This window comes from Caulobacter sp. (genome assembly GCF_039596335.1).
GTDB lineage: Bacteria > Pseudomonadota > Alphaproteobacteria > Caulobacterales > Caulobacteraceae > Caulobacter.
The window spans coordinates 1-15,609 of the sequence record NZ_JBCNJZ010000016.1 but is presented as its reverse complement, the minus strand read 5'-3'; the positions used below and the strand labels follow the sequence as shown (position 1 = coordinate 15,609).

The following is a 15,609-nucleotide window of genomic DNA, read 5'->3' as shown; positions in this document are numbered from 1 at the left end:
GGTTCAGTCGTAGAGCGAGGCGGCGAAACGGGTTTTCAGGCCCGAGCAGCCAGCCGGTCCGGGCCAGACCTCAAAGCGGCCTTGGCGTCGACCGCAGGGACAGCGCAGCCGGTCGGTGAAATTGATGATGGAGAAGTCGCCCAGGCGGCGCTCGAGCCAGGCTGTCGCGTCGAACTCGGCCATCTCGCCGCAGCCGCAGATCGTCCGCAGGTGACGGTCGGGCGCGACGCACTCGGCCAGGGTCTCGATGTCGGCCTCGAAGGGAACGTAAACTGAGGCACAGGCGTGCGGCGTCGCACGCGAAATCGCGGGTTGGGATGGCATGGGGGGCTCCGATGTTCCTTATATGTTCTCCTTGGGGCCAAGAGAGTCAATCGGACTCATCGCGCGTCGGCGTCGCACCTGTGGGCCGCGTGTGGATGACTAGGGACGCCGCCAGGCGCCGCGGCCGGCGCGGCGCGCTTCATCCTCCGCCGTCGCATAGGCGCCCTTGCTGTAGCGTCGATACTCCGTCGCGAGGCCCGATCGGATCAGGGCGGCGTTGATGTCGGGGCTGGCGTCCGACCAGCAACGGCCCACGAAACGGCCATAGCGGTCGCGATCGACAAAGCGGCACCCGACGCGACCGCGCGTCAGGCGGATCAGTTCGTCGCGCGTTTCGTAGGCCAGCGGCTCGGCGGGGGTCTTGCCGCGGCGAACCTCCGGCGCATCGACTCCGAACAGGCGCACGCGCTCGGCGCCACAGCGCAGGGTGTCGCCGTCATGAACGGCGGGGGCGTTGCAGGCGATGATGGCGGTGAGCGCGGCGGCGATGATCATGCCCGCTTCTAGTCGCGTTCGGCGCCGTCAAGGAAGTCGGACGCGCCGTCGCGGACCCCTATTTGGTCGTCACGATCGCCGACGCGATCCCGGGCAACCAGCCGGCGCCGTCGCGCAGGCGAAATCCCGACGCGTACCCCCAGGCGCAGCCCTGGACGCCGACCGAGGCGAAGGCGGCGCTGACCGCGCCGTAGTATCGGACGCGATCCTCGATCGGCACGCGCGGATCATCCTGCGCCCCGAACTCGCCCATCACCGGGACCCGGCCCGTGCGCGCCATGTAGGCGCTGACCTTGGTGAGGTCCTGGTCGAGCAACGCCTTGTCCGCCGCCGAGCCCCAGCGGCGGCCGAACGGCGGCGGATGCTCGACCCAGGTCGCGCCCTGATGGGTGAACGCGAAGGGGTCGTAGTAGTGGAAGGTCGGCACGACATAGGGATCGTCGGGCAGGACCAGAGTGGCGAGACTACCAAGGCCGCTCCAGTCGCCGCCGCCGATCAGCACCGGCCGGCGCGGATTGCGCTTGCGCGCCGCGGCCAGGGCCGGCACCAGGACCGCGCCGAGGTTGGCGTCGTCCAGCTTGTCGTGCGGCTCGTTGATCAGCTCGAACCAGACGGTGTCCGGCACCTGGGCGAACCGCGCGCCGATCTGGCGCCAGAGCGCGGCGAAGCGTTCGGTCTGGCCCGGGGGATCGGCCGTCAGCTCATCGAAATTGTGGGCGTTGAGGATGACGTTGAGCCGATGATCCGTGGCCGTCTTCACGACGTGCGCCACGCGAGCCATGAACGCCGGATCGATCGCGTAGGGTGGCGTCTTGGCCGCGTGCGCCGACCAGCGGACCGGGATCCGCACCGTCGTGAACCCGCCCTTGGCGATGAACGGGAAGTCGCCGTCCTGGATGGGGCGCCCCCAGGCGCCTTCGGTCGGCGCCTCGAGCATGTTGGAGAGATTGATGCAACGCCCGACTGGAAGGGCGGGTCCGACGCGGGGCCGCGCCGGCGCAGCCGGGACATAGTCGAAGCGCGCCGGGGTCAAGGTCGCGGCGGCGGGCGCCGCGGCCGCGCCGGCGACCAAGGTCAGCGGCGTGGTCTGTCCGGCCTGGCTCCAGGTTCCGACATAGGCCTTCGCGCCCGCGTCCCAGGCGCCGACATAGCGGCCATGGGCGACCGGCAAGTCGAACGACAGGCGGCCGTCCCGCGCTTCGACATTGGCCAGCGGCAGGCCCATCGCGCCTTGGTCGACGCTGTCGAACGTGCCCGACAGAAGGCCGCCCTGGGCGGCGAGGTGGAGGTTCAGGCGCAGGGCCGTCGCGCCATCGCCGACGTGGCCGGTCCAGTCGCCGGCCGTGGGGGTCTGGGCCTGGACGGGCTGAGCGAGTACGGCGAGGGCGACGGCGCCGATCAGGCCACGTCGCACAGTCGCCCAGCCTCGCGTGATGGCTTCCATGGCCAAGGCGCGCCCCGCTTACTTGCGCTTTGGTGCGCTCGGCTTGGCGGCTGGTTTGGGCGCGGCAGGCTTAGCCGTCGCGGGCTTGGGCGCGGCCGGTTTCGCCGCCGGCTTCGACGCGGGTTTGGCCGGCGGCTTGGCGGGCTTGGCCTTCGGCGCGGCCTGGGCCAGCGCCGAGGCCGCCGCCGTCTTCTCCGCGGCCGTGGACTTCGGATCCGACAGGACCTTGCTGGCCTTCTTGGCGGCGGCGGGGCTCGTGGTCTCGTTGGCGGCCGACGATTTTGGGCCGGCGCGCTGGGTCAGGGCCGCGCCCGCCGCGCTCTTTTCGGCGGCCGTGGACGTCGGGTCCGACAGCACCTTGGCCGCGTCGCTGGCGGCTTTCTTGCCGGTCTTCTTGGTCATGGAGCGCCCCTTTTCCGGGAGCCTAGCCAGGGCTAGCGCGCAAGTCGATAAGGGCGTCGGGCCGACCCTTGTCGCCCGTCAATCTCGGTCGCGTCACCGTCCATGGAGATCCTTCATGTCCAACGAGGACAGCCCCGCCATGACCTTGCAGGACATGATGTTGCGAAATGCGCCCATTATGGGGAAGGCCGACCTCTATTGCATGGGTCCCGCAGAGCTTGGCCGCCTGGCTGAGCAGGTGGCCGTGTTGCTGGGGATCAGTGATGGTGAGGCCAACCTAGTCGACACCGTCACGGTCGTTCTCGCTCCGCGACAGGCCAGCGATCCTGACGAGGCGCAACTGCGAGCAGCGGTGACCGCGGCGCTCACCGCCGCTTCCGTCCCGACGGACGACCCGCATTTTCCCGGCTGGTTAGCTCGCGCGCTCAAAGTGGTCAGTACATCAAATCTAGATCAGACGTCCGTGCTGGCCGCGTTTCCCGCACCGGCTGCCAAGCAGGCGGTCATGGTGCCCTATGGGGCTCGATATCGCGACGCCGCCTTGCAGCTTGACCGCCCCGATGGTCTTGGACAGCCGGAGACGATCTGGAGCCAGCACCTGGCGCGTCTGGCGAAGTCGTGCGTGGAGCGCGCGCGCCAAACCGCCATCTACGTCTTGGTAGACGCCGGAGAGGATTTCCCGTTCCGTCCGGAAAACCAGCTGCGTCTGAACCAGATCGACGACGATTGCGGGGTCATCGGCGGCGGCCCCGAGCACTCACCGGAGGCCGTCGTCGCCGAGCGCGCCGTCGCCTGGCTGCAGGCGATCCAGTCCGGACGGGTCGGTGACGTAATCACCGAAATCGATCGCTTGGCCTATTCCGATCTCGTCAAGTCGCGGATGAAGATTCAGCTGCTCTCGCAAGCCGGCCTGCACGGAGCGGCCGTGCAGCTTTTGAACGCCGAACTGGCCGGCCCGTCGGTCCTGCCGCCGGATGTCGCCATCGCCTATGCCCGCGTGGCTCACCGGGCCCATGACGGGGACCTCGTGGCCAGACTCTTGCGCCCGGCCGTTGCCTCACTCGAACGCGAAGAGGACCTGGAAACCGCCATGCGGTTGGCCCACGAAGTCGGCGTCGCCGATGTCGTGGAAGCCTGTGTGCAGAGGATGGGTGGTCGCTTCCCCCAATCCACGGCCTTGCTGGAATATCGCTTGATGGAGCGCCGGCGCGACGGCGACTACGCCGCCGCAGCTGCGTTGCTGCGGGACATCGCCGACCGCGCGGACGAGGCGAATTTCTACACATGGCTCGCAACCAGCCTGGGCTCCGCCGATGTCGACTACGATGCGGTCTACGAGGCTTTCGACGCCGATTGGGCCGCGTTCGCCGACATCGGCCGCGTCGCGCTGGCCCAACATGCCGAACGGCATGATCTGCTGCCCTTGGCCACGAACATCCTCATATCGACGGGGGGGGACGATCGGCGAACGGCGACCGAAATCAAGCATCTGCTTCATTTAGCCAGCCAGAGGTTTCTGCGCCGCCGATCTGACGACGACGAGATCGAGGATGACCTGTCGCTCGTTATCCAAACGACCGCCTGGTACCTGGGCGTAGTACCTGGGGACGTCACCATTCGAAGGTCCCTGGCCCGACTAGTCTCGGTCGAGACCAGTGGCAGTAGCGGCAGATTGGCGGCAGCCCATGCGCTCTTCGCCCTTGCCAGTCTCAAACCCGAGATCCGTCCAACGCCGCCCGTCGTGGGGCCGTTACCGACTGAAGAGGACCTGCGCGCCGTCATTTCCGCCGCCCGGGCTTGGATTGAAAGTGAGCCCGTTGTTTCGATCGGTCGTCTGACCTTTCCTCCGCAGTTGTTGCCCCGCGACTTCAAGCCGAGGATCGCCAGCGATCTTCTCGAGATGGTCGAGGTCCAGGGCGACACGCTGGTCGATGACGCCGACGAGCGCGCGCTCAAGGTAACGACCGCCGTTGCGGCGGCTCTTGCGCCTTACACCAACGAGCCAAATCTTGATCTGACCGCCATGAGGCTGGCAGCGGGCAAGCTTGTGGCAGCGGGGCGTCGTCAACAGGCGCGTGACCTGATCGAGGGGGTTCTTGAGCTCAGCGGAACCGACCCGGCGCGGCAGCGGGCTGCTTGGTTCGCCTATGGCGATGTCTACCATCGGACAGGTGATTTGCTCGAAGCCTTGCTGGCGTTGTCATGCGGCGCCGCACGCCGCGTACCAGTCTTAGCCGCGGAGGTCTGGTACGAGATTCAATCGCTGATCCGGGTGTTCCGAGATCTGGGTCTGAGCGTGCTGTCGCGTCGTCTCCTCGGCCAGGCGAGTGACATGCTGACGGAAAGCGGATTTGCTGAGCGCTACGCGCATCGGCTCGAGACGGTGACCTTGCTGCTCGATTTCTCAGACCTGGGTTCGCACGATGATGATCCGGCTCGGTTAGAAGCCTTGGTCGAGCGGATCGCCGACAACTGCCGCGTGGTCTTGGAGAAACGGGATGAACTTGGTCCGGTGGCCACGCTGCTGGTTCAGGCCGTGCGTCTGGCGCGAGCTCAAGCCGTTCAGACGCCTGCGGGCGTCGATGATCTCATGGCGAGCGCCATCGATCGGCTCGGTGGCGCGATCGCCGACCAGGTTCGCGTCTTTGCCGCAGATCGCCCTGATGCGGCCGCGCTGGCGCAAATGGCGGGCCGGACGGAAAACGCTCGCTTTGCCGGCGACGCGGGATTCGACATGCGCAACCTGGCCATTCTCGCTCGTCGATTCCTGAATGGGGCGGCCGTGGGAGCGGTACAGGATGTCGCTTTCGCCATCGAACTGCTCGCTGACCAGGCCGTGACGCGATGGGACGAAATAGGTGACGCTGAGCCGGTCGACCTGCCTTCGCGCCCGGAGACACCACTACGCATCGCCAGGGATATCGCGCGGACTGGGTTGGGTGTCACCCTATTGGGCCTCGACGAACAAAGTCGTCTGGTGCGGGTCGAAGTCGACGAAGAAGCCGGTGAAACCGTGCAGGTCGAAGACGAGCGGACCTTCTCGATAGCTGCGTTCCGGCAATGGTCGCGACGGTATCCCTACAACTACGGCTTTGATCGCGATGAAGCGAATGCCTTCCTAACAAGTCTGCGCTCGGTCGGCGTGAGCAGCCTGCCTCCCCGCCGGGCGGTCATGATCATGGACACCGCGCTCCAGTCCTTACCGGCGAACTTGATCCCCGTGGACGGCGACTTTGCAGCGCGCCATCGCGCAATAGCGATGGCGCCGTCGTTAACTTGGCTCGCTCATGCCGCCGCGCGACGCGATCGCGCCGCAAGTCCGCCGCGTGCCTGGATTTCGACGGCGTCCGCGCCGGAGCAGATGCCGACATTGGGCGTCATGGCCGAACGCCTGCAGCCGACGTTCGATCTGCACGCGATACCTTTAAATCAGGAACCAACGATCCCTGCCGATTTCGCCGGCGCCGAACTAGCCATCGTTGGCGCTCATGGCGGATTGCATCTACCCGACGGCCGGTTCTTCAAGGGGATCAGCGACGAGGACGGGCTGGCCGAGCCTTCGCGCGCCCTGGCCCGGGCGTTGTCGGACGTGAAGGTCGTCGTGCTGTTGGTTTGCAGCGGCGGACGCGTCGACGCCATGCCCGGCGCGCAGACGACAATGGGTCTGGCCAAGCAATTGTTGAACGCCGGCTGTTCGACAGTGATCGGCTCTCCTTGGCCGCTGAGCGCCAGCGTTCCCGTCTACTGGCTTCCTGGGTTCCTCGCGGCGTGGAGCGTCGGAGCGCCAGTGATCGACGCCAATGCCGCCGGCAATGCGGCGGTCAGCGAGCGTCTCGGCGACACGGCGGATGTCCATTTCGCGATGAGCGTCTACGGAGATCCGCTTGTCCGCAAGTCGCCACCTAGGGCTTAAGTTGACGTGAGAGGTCGAGCCTCCGCGCTTCAATATCGAAGGTCCGTGGAGAAGCGCGTGTTCATCGCTAAAAGGTGTCGAGAAAGAGCACCTCGGGCAGCTGCGTTTGCGGCCACCACATGCCCTGTGTGGTTTCAAGATAGCGCTGACAGAGGCCGATGATCTTTTGTCCGTTGCCCAAGGCGACCCGCTGGGGCGCCACTTCGAGCCGTTCCGCCATCACTGCGGATCGAAAGCCCGAGGTGGAGAGCAACAAACCCCGGGCGGCGGCACGAGAGACGACGATTTCCGCAAACTGCGTGACCTCGGGGCTTCCCACACGAGACGGCGCCGACCAGTGCTTGACCTCGACCAAGTAGGTCTCGCCGGCGGCTACTAGCTCGATATCGAAACCGCCGTCCTTGGCCGGGCGCGTCAAACGGGTTTGAAAGCCGAGACCTTCGCACGCTTCGGCCAACGCCCGCTCGAGATCGCGCCATTCCAGGTCCTTGAGATCGCCGGGCCGCAAGGCCAGTCGGCGCGCCAAGTCGGCCGAGAACTCCCGGATGAACGCGGCGAATGGCGGTAGCTGCGCCACCTCGTCTGGCGACGGGGCGGCCACGCCGGCCGCATCGGCCATGTAGCGCTTCAGGAACGGGCGGCCGCCGGCTCGCAAGACGAGACGACCTTCAGCTTCGAACTCCTGCATGCGCTGGCGGGTATATCGCCAGCTGCGGCCCTCCGGTGGGAGGCTCCCCATCAACTCATAAATTTGACGGGGGCGGACGCTCGCGATGGTCAGGTCCGATGCCATCCATGGACCTTGAGGATCGGAATCTGAATTCTTGTAGAGCGATGGGTTTGCCATGCGTGGTGCGGGTCTGGACGCTGGAGTATCATGCGGCATGGTCGGCATCCGATCGATGACGGGTACGGAGTCGAAGTTGACGGTTCATCATTGAGGCCCGGCGGGCGCCGGTTCCGCCAACACCGCATAGCCTAGGAATGGGTCGCGGATGCAGGTGGGATGGTAGTGGCCGACGATGTATTCCGGCGGCAGGGGACGGCGAATGGAGAACCCCGCGCCGCGAAAGCGCTCGGGTTCGAAGTCGTCGTCGGCCAAGCGCTCGAACATGTACTCCAGGGCCACGCCGGCAAACTCAAGCAGCGTGTAGCTGTGCATCGATGCGAACGGGACATCGCAGACGAACAGGGTCGGCGCTCCGAAAGCCTTGAGGCACTGTCGATAGTCCCGATAGCGCGGCAGGTGGGCGGCGATCGCGACCAGGTACTCGCCGCCATAGAGGAGGTAGTGGCCGGCATGATCGATCAGGGCTCGCTCGTTAGCGTCGAAATAGACGCGGCCCTCCCTGGTGTCCGTGCCGACAGCGCGGATGGCTTGGTCGAGATCGTCTTGCGAGAGTTCCGGAAATTGGCCACCCAAGAAGATCTTGGCGGCGCGCGCGTGGGCCGTCTGGGGATCCAGCGGCCGTAGGCCGTCGCGATAGAAGGCCTCGACATCGGCCGTCCGGGTCGCGTGGCAGGTCCGGAAGGCCCGAAAATGACGGGCGATGCGGTCCGCCGCCATCGTCTTGATGTCGGTGTGCGCGCCCGTGGCGTCCGCGATGATCGCGTCCAGCCATGAAAGGTCGTCGCCCACCAAATACTCCGGTGGATGGCGTTCAAACTCCCGACACACCCGAGCATCGAGCACGTCTTCCATGAGGCGCCATATCGTCGGGCGCCAGGTGTCGAACGCGTTGAAGTCCCAGACGTCCATGGCTGCGGCGAGCCGCTCCAGTCGATCGGAGGCGATCAAGTGCTGACGAGCCTCAACATCGGTCGGCAAGGTGGTCGCTCCGTCGGTCGATCAGTCTAGAGACAGGTCGAATCGAACGGCGAGCAAGTCGGAAGCGGCGGTCCTTTCCCTCCAGCGCCGCTCGCAATCGATGCTAGGCTTGCCGGAATGGACACCTACACCTTCGTTTGCCTGGCCGACAATCAGGTCGCCACGGCGGTCGACGTTCAGGCGCTTGCGCCCGACGCCTATGTCGCTCACGCGTGGAGCTTGCTTCGCGAGCATGCCAGCGCCGTGTCGGTGGAGGTCTGGCGGGACGAAGCGGTGATCGTGGTGATCGAACGCGACGGGGCTCGCATGCTTTCCAGCAAGGCCCGGCCGGCCGAGCACGCGTCGGAGGCCTGAATGGCCCTGGACATCGGTCCATCAGGGCCTGCCTGCGGACAGCGCCAGGTTCTAAGCCTCCGATCCGCCAGGAGGGCCCTTCATAAAGGCGTCGAACTCGGCCAGATGCTCGGGCGAAGGCGGGTCTGGATTGAGCATGATCGAGCGGATGTCGTTGGCGATGTCGCGCCGATTGATGTTCCCCAGGATGTAGCGGCCGTTCGAAAGCTCGAAATCGATGGCACCGCACCACATGTTGATCCGCCCATAGCCCGGCGCGTAGGCGATGGCGTTCTTGCGGCCGCTGACCTCATGCTTGGCCAGGGCGATGCGAAGGAAGTGCATCCGCGCGTACGGCATGTGAATTCGCCGCAAATCCTCGCGCAGCTTGTCCACCCGCGCGGGTTCGGCCAGCAGGCGCTCCAGCTGCGCGGCGCGCATCAAGCGTCCGGTGTGCAGGAACCCGACATCCTTGCTTAGGTCGGCGATCTTGGTGGGCAAGCCGCCGTTCTCGGCCCATTTGATCGAGTCCTTGGCGCGCTGGCGCCAGGTCCTGAGCAACTCGTAGGCGGCGAAGATCCACATCTGCGATTGGGCCGACACGAAGGTGGCGTCCATCACAGGGGTGCGGTCGGTAGCCCAATAAGTCGCCAGCAGCTGATCCTCCAAACTCATGCAGAACATGTCGACCATGCCCAGGTTCGTCGCCTGCATGGACAGGTAGGGATCATCGAGCAGTTCAAGGCTGCGCAGCGCGGCGGGCAGGGTTGCGGGATCGATTTCGGATGAAGGCTGGTAGCCGCGGTCGTCGTGCTCGTCGGTATGCTCTTCCGGATCGATGTCCAAGACGTCCTCCATCGCTCGGACGCATGGTCCTGTGTCGATCAGTCGTGATCCTGGACGGCCATCGCGCTGCGCGCGATGACTTTCCTGGTTTTCCTTTCCCCTGAAACGGGGGTGGGCGGCGCGCCCTTCTAGGCCCGCCTTGGGCGGCGGCAAGCCGGCCAGGGGCCGGCTCCTTCACTCTCGTTTCGGCCCTTCGGGTGCCGCCGTCCGGCGACGGGCCTTTTCGGTCGCTCTTCGCCGCCCACCCCCCTTTCCGGCGAAAGGATGCGGGGTTTTGGGGCGGGGAAGGAGCCCGCTCATGCGCCCGACCGGTCAACGCCGCAAGTCCGCCGCCAAGGCCTCGCCCTCCCGGCGGGAGCCGTCCCGACAAGCTGAAGCCAGCCTCTATGACGAGGTCACGCAGCGGATCATCGACCAGCTGGAGGCCGGGCGCCTGCCCTGGGTCCAGCCGTGGGGAACGGCCGGGCGCGCGGCCCTGTCTCTGCCGCGCAACGGGATCACCGGGCGGCGCTATTCGGGCGTCAACATCCTCTTGCTCTGGGGCGCGGTCATCGAGCACGGCTATCCGTCCCAGGGTTGGCTGACCTTCAAGCAGGCCCTGGCCGCCGGGGGCTGCGTGCGGCGCGGCGAGCGCGGCACGAGCGTGGTCTATGCCGACCGCTTCACGCCCAAGGCCGAGCAGGAACGCGCCGCGCGTGACGGCGACGAGCCCGGCAAGGTCGCTTTCCTCAAGCGCTTCACCGTCTTCAATCTCGCCCAATGCGAAGGCTTATCGGGCGTCGATCCCGAACCCGCGCCGCTGCCCGAGCGCCAAGCCGTCCCCCATGCCGAGGCGTTGATCGCCGCCACGGGCGCGGACTTCCGGGTCGGCGGGCCGCGCGCCTTCTATGATCCCCTGTTCGACTACGTGCAGGTCCCGCCGCAACCGGCCTTCACCGACCAGATCAACTACTATCGCACCGCCTTCCACGAGCTGTCGCACTGGACGGGCCACGGCGCGCGCCTGGATCGCGACCAGTCGGGCCACCGGGGCGGCAAGGCCTATGCGCGCGAGGAGCTGGTCGCCGAAATGGGCGCGGCCTTCGTCGGCGCCACCCTCGGCATCGTCCCCACCGTGCGTCATGCCGACTACATCGGCTCCTGGCTGGAGGTCCTGCGCGAGGACAATCGCGCCATCTTCCGCGCCGCGTCCCAGGCCTCCAAGGCCGCCGACTTCCTGCTGGCCTTCCAGGCCGCGCCGTCGCCACAGCCTAGCGCCCTGGCGCAATGGGCCATGGCCGCCTGATCCCGCCCTTCCGCGCGCCGGGATCAAGCCCGGCGCCGGACGCCCTGCGCCAATCCCGGCGCATCCCCGGCCCCGCCCGCAGCCTGGACAGCAACACGGACGGGGCCGGTTCCACCCCTGAACAACAGGAGCAACCGTCATGAAACTCGCTTTCGCCGACCCCCGCAACATGACCATCTCACCGCTCAACATGAACTACGGGCGGCCCGATCCGGACACCGCCGACATCGCCCCGTCGATCCGTCAGCGCGGGGTTCTCCTGACCATGCTGGTGCAGGAAAAGACCCAGGACGGAGCCGTCGTCCCCGGTCACTTCGAGATCGTCGCCGGGCGGCGGCGCTGGTTCGCGGCCATGGCCGCCATCGCCCAGGGCGTCGAGATCGATCCGGTGCCCATCGGCATCCTGGCGCCCGGCGACGACGCCGCCGCCATCGAGGCCTCGCTGATCGAAAATCTCGCGCGCCTCCCGGCCGACGAGGTCACCTGCTGGGAGACCTTCGCCAAGCTGATCCGCAAGGGCCGCACGCCCGAACAGATCGCCGCCACCTTCCACATGACCGACGCGGTGGTCCGGCGCACCCTGGCGCTGGGCAACCTCCTGCCGCGCATCCGGGGTCTCTATCGGCGCGAGGCCATCGACGTGGCCACCGTCCGCGCCCTGACCCTGGCCACCAAAAGCCAGCAAAAGGAGTGGCTGGCCATGCTGGACGATCCCGAGCGCCGCGCCCCGACCGGCGCCCAGCTCAAGACCTGGCTGTTCGGCGGCGCCTCTATCCCGGCCAAGAACGCCTTGTTCAGCCTCGACGACTATCCTGGCCAGATCATCGCCGACCTGTTCGGCGAGGACAGCTACTTCACCGACCCCAATCTCTTCTGGACCAGCCAGAACCAGGCCTTGGCGGCCCGGCGCGAGGCCCTGTTGGCCGACGGCTGGAGCGCGGTGGAGGTGCTGGAGACCGGCAAGGCCTTCGAGTCCTGGAAGCACGAGCGGGTCTCCAAGGCCAAGGGCGGCAAGGTCTTCCTGGCCGTCAGTTCGCGCGGCGAAGTGACGACGCACGAAGGCTGGCTGAGCGCCAAGGAGGCCCGGCGCGCCGAAGCCGCCGCCGCGAAAGCCGCGCGCGGCGAGGGCGATGGCGACGGTCCGAAGACCGACCGCGCCGAAGTCACCAGCGCTCAGCAGACCTATATCGACCTGCACCGCCATGCCGCCGTCCGCGCGGTCCTGGCCGACCATGCGGGCGTGGCCTTGCGGCTGCTGGTGGCCCACGCCGTGGCCGGGTCGGCGCTGTGGCGCGTCGAGGCCGATCCCCGGCGGGCGGGCCATGAGGCGGTGTCGGCCAGCGTTGAGGCCAGCCCGGCCGAGGCGCGGTTTCGGGCCAAGCAGGCGGGCGCCGCCGCCCTGCTCGGCGTCGAAACGGGCGGCGCCCTGGTCGGACGGCGAGGCGACGGCGGCGCGGCGGGCGTCTTCGCCAAGCTCCTGTCCCTGCCCGACGCCGACGTCCTGGCGATCGCCGCCGTGGTCATGGGCGAAGCGCTGGCCGCCGGGAGCGCCGAGGTCGAGGCGGCGGGCCTGCACATGAAGGTCGACATGGCCACGTTCTGGAGCCCGGACGCGGCCTTCTTCGAGCTGATCCGCGACCGCGAAGCAGTCAACGCCATGCTCAAGGAGGTCGGCGGCAAGAAGGTCGCCGACGGCAATCTGGCCGAGAAGGTCAAGACCCAGAAGGCCATCCTGCGCGACTTCCTCGACGGGACGAACGACCGTCCCAAGGTCGCGCGCTGGACGCCGCGCTGGCTGACCTTCCCGGCCGGCGCCTACACCAAGCGGCGCTTCGCCACCGCCGAACGGAGCAAGGCGGTCGCGCCCCTGCTGCGTCGGGTCAAGGTCCCCGGCGCGGGCGAGGTCCCGGCTCCGACCGTGGCCCTGGTCAGCGATCCCAACCCGGCCATCCTCGCGGCCGAATGAGCCGGCGGGGCGGGCGGCGGCTCGCCCCGATCCCTCAAGACCTTGCGCCCCGCGTCTTGCGACGCGGGGTTTTTCTTATGGCGTTGGGCAGGCGGTGGCCCCCGCGCCGGGCGGCGCGAAGGCGGGGCCGGTCAGGCCTCGAAGGTTCTAGATCAGGGCGAAGACATCGTCGTCGTCCTGGCCGACGGCGTGGCCGTAGCCTGGCCTTGCAGGCGGGCGGGCCGATGTCGGCATGGGCCAGGATCAGGCCGACATCGTCCTGGCCCGTGACCTGGCCGCCGCCGCGCCAGCCGGCGCCGATCTCGATCCCGGACGCCCCGTCCCGTGCGCGGCGATAGGCGGGCGAGGACTTGTCGCGGCCGGGCGATCTCGATGGCGGCGAGGCCGTGAGGGTGACGGCGCCGGCCCTTGAGGGCCCCGGTTTCCCGCGCGGGCGGCGTGGCCGAGCGGGCGGTCATGGCGGGGGGCCTTGCAGCAAACCGCCGGACACGACCCCACGACGATGGCTTGGACCCTATGGGCGTCCCGTCCCGCCTCGAACCGTCGCGCCGAACTTTTTTCCCCGCCGCGCCCAAGACAAGAGGGCGCGGCTCCTCGCGCCCGCTTCGCTGCAAAAAAGCCCGTCGCTCGGGTCCTGCGCTGCGCTGCGGCCCTCCGGACCCTCAAGGGTCCTGCGGGTCAAGGCGGGCCGGGCCGCCCATGACGGGCGCCTGTCGCCGGGGATCGGCCCCGGCGGATCGCTGAAAGGACCCCCGCCATGACCGCCACCCTCGGCCACGTCACCCGCTCGGAAACCGGCGCCTTCAAGGGCCAGCTCCGCACGCTCAACATCCGCGCCGACATCGAGATCGTGCCCGTCCGCGACAAGCCCTCGCCCGCCTATCCCGACTACCGGGTCGTGGCGTCCGGGATCGAGATCGGCGCCGGCTGGAACAACGTCGGTCAGGTCAAGGGCCAGGAATATGTCGGCCTGACCCTGGCCCATCCCGACATCGGCCCGCGCACCTACAAGGTCAAACTCGGTCGCGCCGCCGGCCAGGACGACGACGATGTCTTCGCCCTGATCTGGAACCCCGAGGACTGACCGGCCCCGCCCTCGCGCCGCCAGGCGCGGGGGCCACCGCCCGCCCAAGGAGAGGGGGGAACGAAATTCAAAGGCGCGTTTGCGTACGTCCCGCCCGCGCGCTGGGCGCGGTCTGCTCGCTCCAGCGCGGCCCAACCCGATCCAGCCACCGCCGCGCCCTCCGAGAAAGGGAGCACGGCGATGATGGACGAAGACGACGCGATCAACCGGGCCGCCCGCGCGCGCAAGGGCAGCCCGTTCCTCAATACCGCCCAGGCCGCGCATTATATAGGGCTGGCCGAACGCACGCTGGAGACCATGCGCGGTCAGGGCCAAGGCCCGGCCTTCCGGCGCCACGGGCGGTTCATCCGATACCACATTGACGAGCTGGACGCCTGGTCGCGGCGCAACGGCTCGCGCCGCGACGCCGAGCGCGGGGACCGCCATGTTTAGCCGCTGGCTCACCACGCGCGGCCAGATCCTGGCCGGTCTTTCCGCCGGCGCGCTGGTCGCCCTGGCCGCGCCGCTGGTCTTCGATCCCGCCCCGCGCCTGGTCTGGAACGCCAGCGCCAGCGCCTCGGTGGGACTGTGGCGGATCAGGCCGGGCGCGGCGATCCGCGTCGGCGATCACGTGCTGGCCGAGCCGCCGCCCGCCGCGCGGCGCCTGGCCGCCCAGCGCCGCTATCTCCCCGCCAATGTGCCGATGATCAAGGCCGTGGCCGCCGTGTCGGGCGACAAGGTCTGCGCGGTCGGGACCTCGATCGCGGTCAATGACCGGCCCGTCGCCATGCGCCGCGCGGCCGATCGGCGGGGACGGAAGTTGCCATGGTGGTCGGGGTGCCAGCGGCTGTCAGGCGGCGCGGTCCTGCTGCTCAATCCCTCGCCGGACTCGTTCGACGGGCGCTATTTCGGGCCGGTGAGCAAGGGCGCGATCATCGGCCGGGCGACCCCGCTATGGCTGCCCTGATCGCCGTCGTGGCGGTCGTCGCGGCGAGCCCGGCGACGCCCGCGCGCATCGAGCCATGGCGTCCGTGGATCGCCGAAGCGGCCCGGCGGTTCGACATTCCGCAGGCCTGGATCGTGGCGGTGATGCGCGCCGAAAGCGGCGGGCGAACCCACCTGGACGGCGTGCCGATCACCTCGCGGGCGGGGGCGATGGGGCTCATGCAGCTGATGCCCGCGACCTATCGGGAGCTGGCCAAGACCCATGGTCTGGGTCCCGATCCCTACGATCCGCGCGACAACATACTGGCGGGCGCGGCCTATCTTTCCGCCTTGCGCGCGCGGTTCGGCTACCCCGGTTTGCTGGCCGCCTACAACGCCGGACCCGCCCGCTACGCCGCCCACTTGGAGACCGGCGCGCCGCTTCCGGCCGAGACCCGCCGCTATATCGAAACCCTCGCCCAGATCCCCGGCGAAGCGGCCTTGCCGCCCGCCGTGCTGTCGGGAACGCGGCTGTTCTTCCCGCTGCAAGCGGCTGGACCGGACGCCGCGCCCGCGCCGTCGGCCGGGCTGTTTGTCCCCCGGTCGGCGCGGGGCCGGGAGACGCCGTGATGGCGGTCGGGTTGCAGGGACGGGAGGGGGAAGGAAGGTAAGCGTCCGGCCGCTGCACGTCGGTCAGGTGTTGACGTGATTTCCGCTCTTCCAGGCCCAAGGCAGCAGCTCGTCGAGGCGGTTGATGGGGTGGCCATCGACCATGCGCTCCAGCAC

General features: G+C 68.3%; 15 protein-coding genes. 8 read left to right on the top strand and 7 right to left on the bottom strand.

Translation table 11 applies throughout. From position 1 onward, the window contains the following. Positions 1-3 precede the first annotated feature (3 nt). From ABDW31_RS24260 to ABDW31_RS24245, 4 genes are all read right to left on the bottom strand, one after another. Complete coding sequence (locus tag ABDW31_RS24260; protein ID WP_184717321.1) at positions 4-324, bottom strand: hypothetical protein; 321 nt, start codon at positions 322-324, stop codon at positions 4-6. A 99-nt stretch (positions 325-423) separates the two neighbouring features. Beyond that, complete coding sequence (locus tag ABDW31_RS24255; protein WP_184717328.1) at positions 424-819, bottom strand: thermonuclease family protein; 396 nt, start codon at positions 817-819, stop codon at positions 424-426. Positions 820-877: 58 nt separating this feature from the next. After that, positions 878-2,263, bottom strand: a complete 1,386-nt coding sequence (locus ABDW31_RS24250) for a glycoside hydrolase family 5 protein (RefSeq protein ID WP_221444630.1) — start codon at positions 2,261-2,263, stop codon at positions 878-880. Positions 2,264-2,281: 18 nt separating this feature from the next. Continuing rightward, on the bottom strand, positions 2,282-2,665 hold the full coding sequence (locus ABDW31_RS24245; RefSeq protein WP_221444631.1) for a hypothetical protein: 384 nt from the start codon (positions 2,663-2,665) through the stop codon (positions 2,282-2,284). A gap of 115 nt (positions 2,666-2,780) precedes the next feature. On the opposite strand from ABDW31_RS24245, the gene ABDW31_RS24240 reads away from it, so the two are divergent. Beyond that, positions 2,781-6,578, top strand: coding sequence for a hypothetical protein (locus tag ABDW31_RS24240; protein WP_343699766.1), 3,798 nt, complete (start codon positions 2,781-2,783; stop codon positions 6,576-6,578). A 67-nt stretch (positions 6,579-6,645) separates the two neighbouring features. On the opposite strand, the gene ABDW31_RS24235 is transcribed toward ABDW31_RS24240, so the two are convergent. Both ABDW31_RS24235 and ABDW31_RS24230 read right to left on the bottom strand, forming a co-directional pair. Next, a complete protein-coding gene (locus ABDW31_RS24235; protein WP_343699765.1) occupies positions 6,646-7,371 on the bottom strand; it encodes a restriction endonuclease in 726 nt (241 codons plus the stop codon). A 141-nt stretch (positions 7,372-7,512) separates the two neighbouring features. Continuing rightward, the gene (locus ABDW31_RS24230; protein WP_184717334.1) at positions 7,513-8,406 is read right to left on the bottom strand and encodes a hypothetical protein; all 894 of its coding nucleotides are present in this window, start codon (positions 8,404-8,406) and stop codon (positions 7,513-7,515) included. A 117-nt stretch (positions 8,407-8,523) separates the two neighbouring features. On the opposite strand from ABDW31_RS24230, the gene ABDW31_RS24225 reads away from it, so the two are divergent. Continuing rightward, entirely contained in the window at positions 8,524-8,760 is a 237-nt protein-coding gene (locus tag ABDW31_RS24225) for a hypothetical protein (protein WP_184717336.1), read from the top strand. A gap of 51 nt (positions 8,761-8,811) precedes the next feature. Here ABDW31_RS24225 and ABDW31_RS24220 read toward each other — a convergent pair whose 3' ends face one another. Then, positions 8,812-9,585: a hypothetical protein gene (locus ABDW31_RS24220; protein WP_184717338.1), complete on the bottom strand. Its 774-nt coding sequence runs from the start codon at positions 9,583-9,585 to the stop codon at positions 8,812-8,814. Positions 9,586-9,883: 298 nt separating this feature from the next. Between ABDW31_RS24220 and ABDW31_RS24215 the strand changes: the two genes are divergently transcribed. The 6 genes from ABDW31_RS24215 to ABDW31_RS24190 all read left to right on the top strand — a co-directional run bounded on the left by ABDW31_RS24215 (position 9,884) and on the right by ABDW31_RS24190 (position 15,453). After that, positions 9,884-10,870 (top strand): zincin-like metallopeptidase domain-containing protein, encoded by a 987-nt coding sequence (locus ABDW31_RS24215; protein WP_184717340.1) that lies wholly within the window; start codon positions 9,884-9,886, stop codon positions 10,868-10,870. Between the two features lie 139 nt (positions 10,871-11,009). Beyond that, on the top strand, positions 11,010-12,836 hold the full coding sequence (locus tag ABDW31_RS24210) for a ParB N-terminal domain-containing protein (RefSeq protein ID WP_184717343.1): 1,827 nt from the start codon (positions 11,010-11,012) through the stop codon (positions 12,834-12,836). A gap of 757 nt (positions 12,837-13,593) precedes the next feature. Next, positions 13,594-13,920 (top strand): DUF736 family protein, encoded by a 327-nt coding sequence (locus tag ABDW31_RS24205; protein ID WP_099538427.1) that lies wholly within the window; start codon positions 13,594-13,596, stop codon positions 13,918-13,920. Between the two features lie 183 nt (positions 13,921-14,103). Further along, entirely contained in the window at positions 14,104-14,352 is a 249-nt protein-coding gene (locus ABDW31_RS24200; protein ID WP_184717345.1) for a helix-turn-helix domain-containing protein, read from the top strand. Beyond that, positions 14,345-14,866 (top strand): S26 family signal peptidase, encoded by a 522-nt coding sequence (locus ABDW31_RS24195; RefSeq protein WP_184717347.1) that lies wholly within the window; start codon positions 14,345-14,347, stop codon positions 14,864-14,866. The genes ABDW31_RS24200 and ABDW31_RS24195 overlap by 8 nt, the downstream gene beginning before the upstream one ends. Next, complete coding sequence (locus ABDW31_RS24190) at positions 14,854-15,453, top strand: lytic transglycosylase domain-containing protein (protein ID WP_184717349.1); 600 nt, start codon at positions 14,854-14,856, stop codon at positions 15,451-15,453. The genes ABDW31_RS24195 and ABDW31_RS24190 overlap by 13 nt, the downstream gene beginning before the upstream one ends. Positions 15,454-15,609 lie beyond the last annotated feature (156 nt).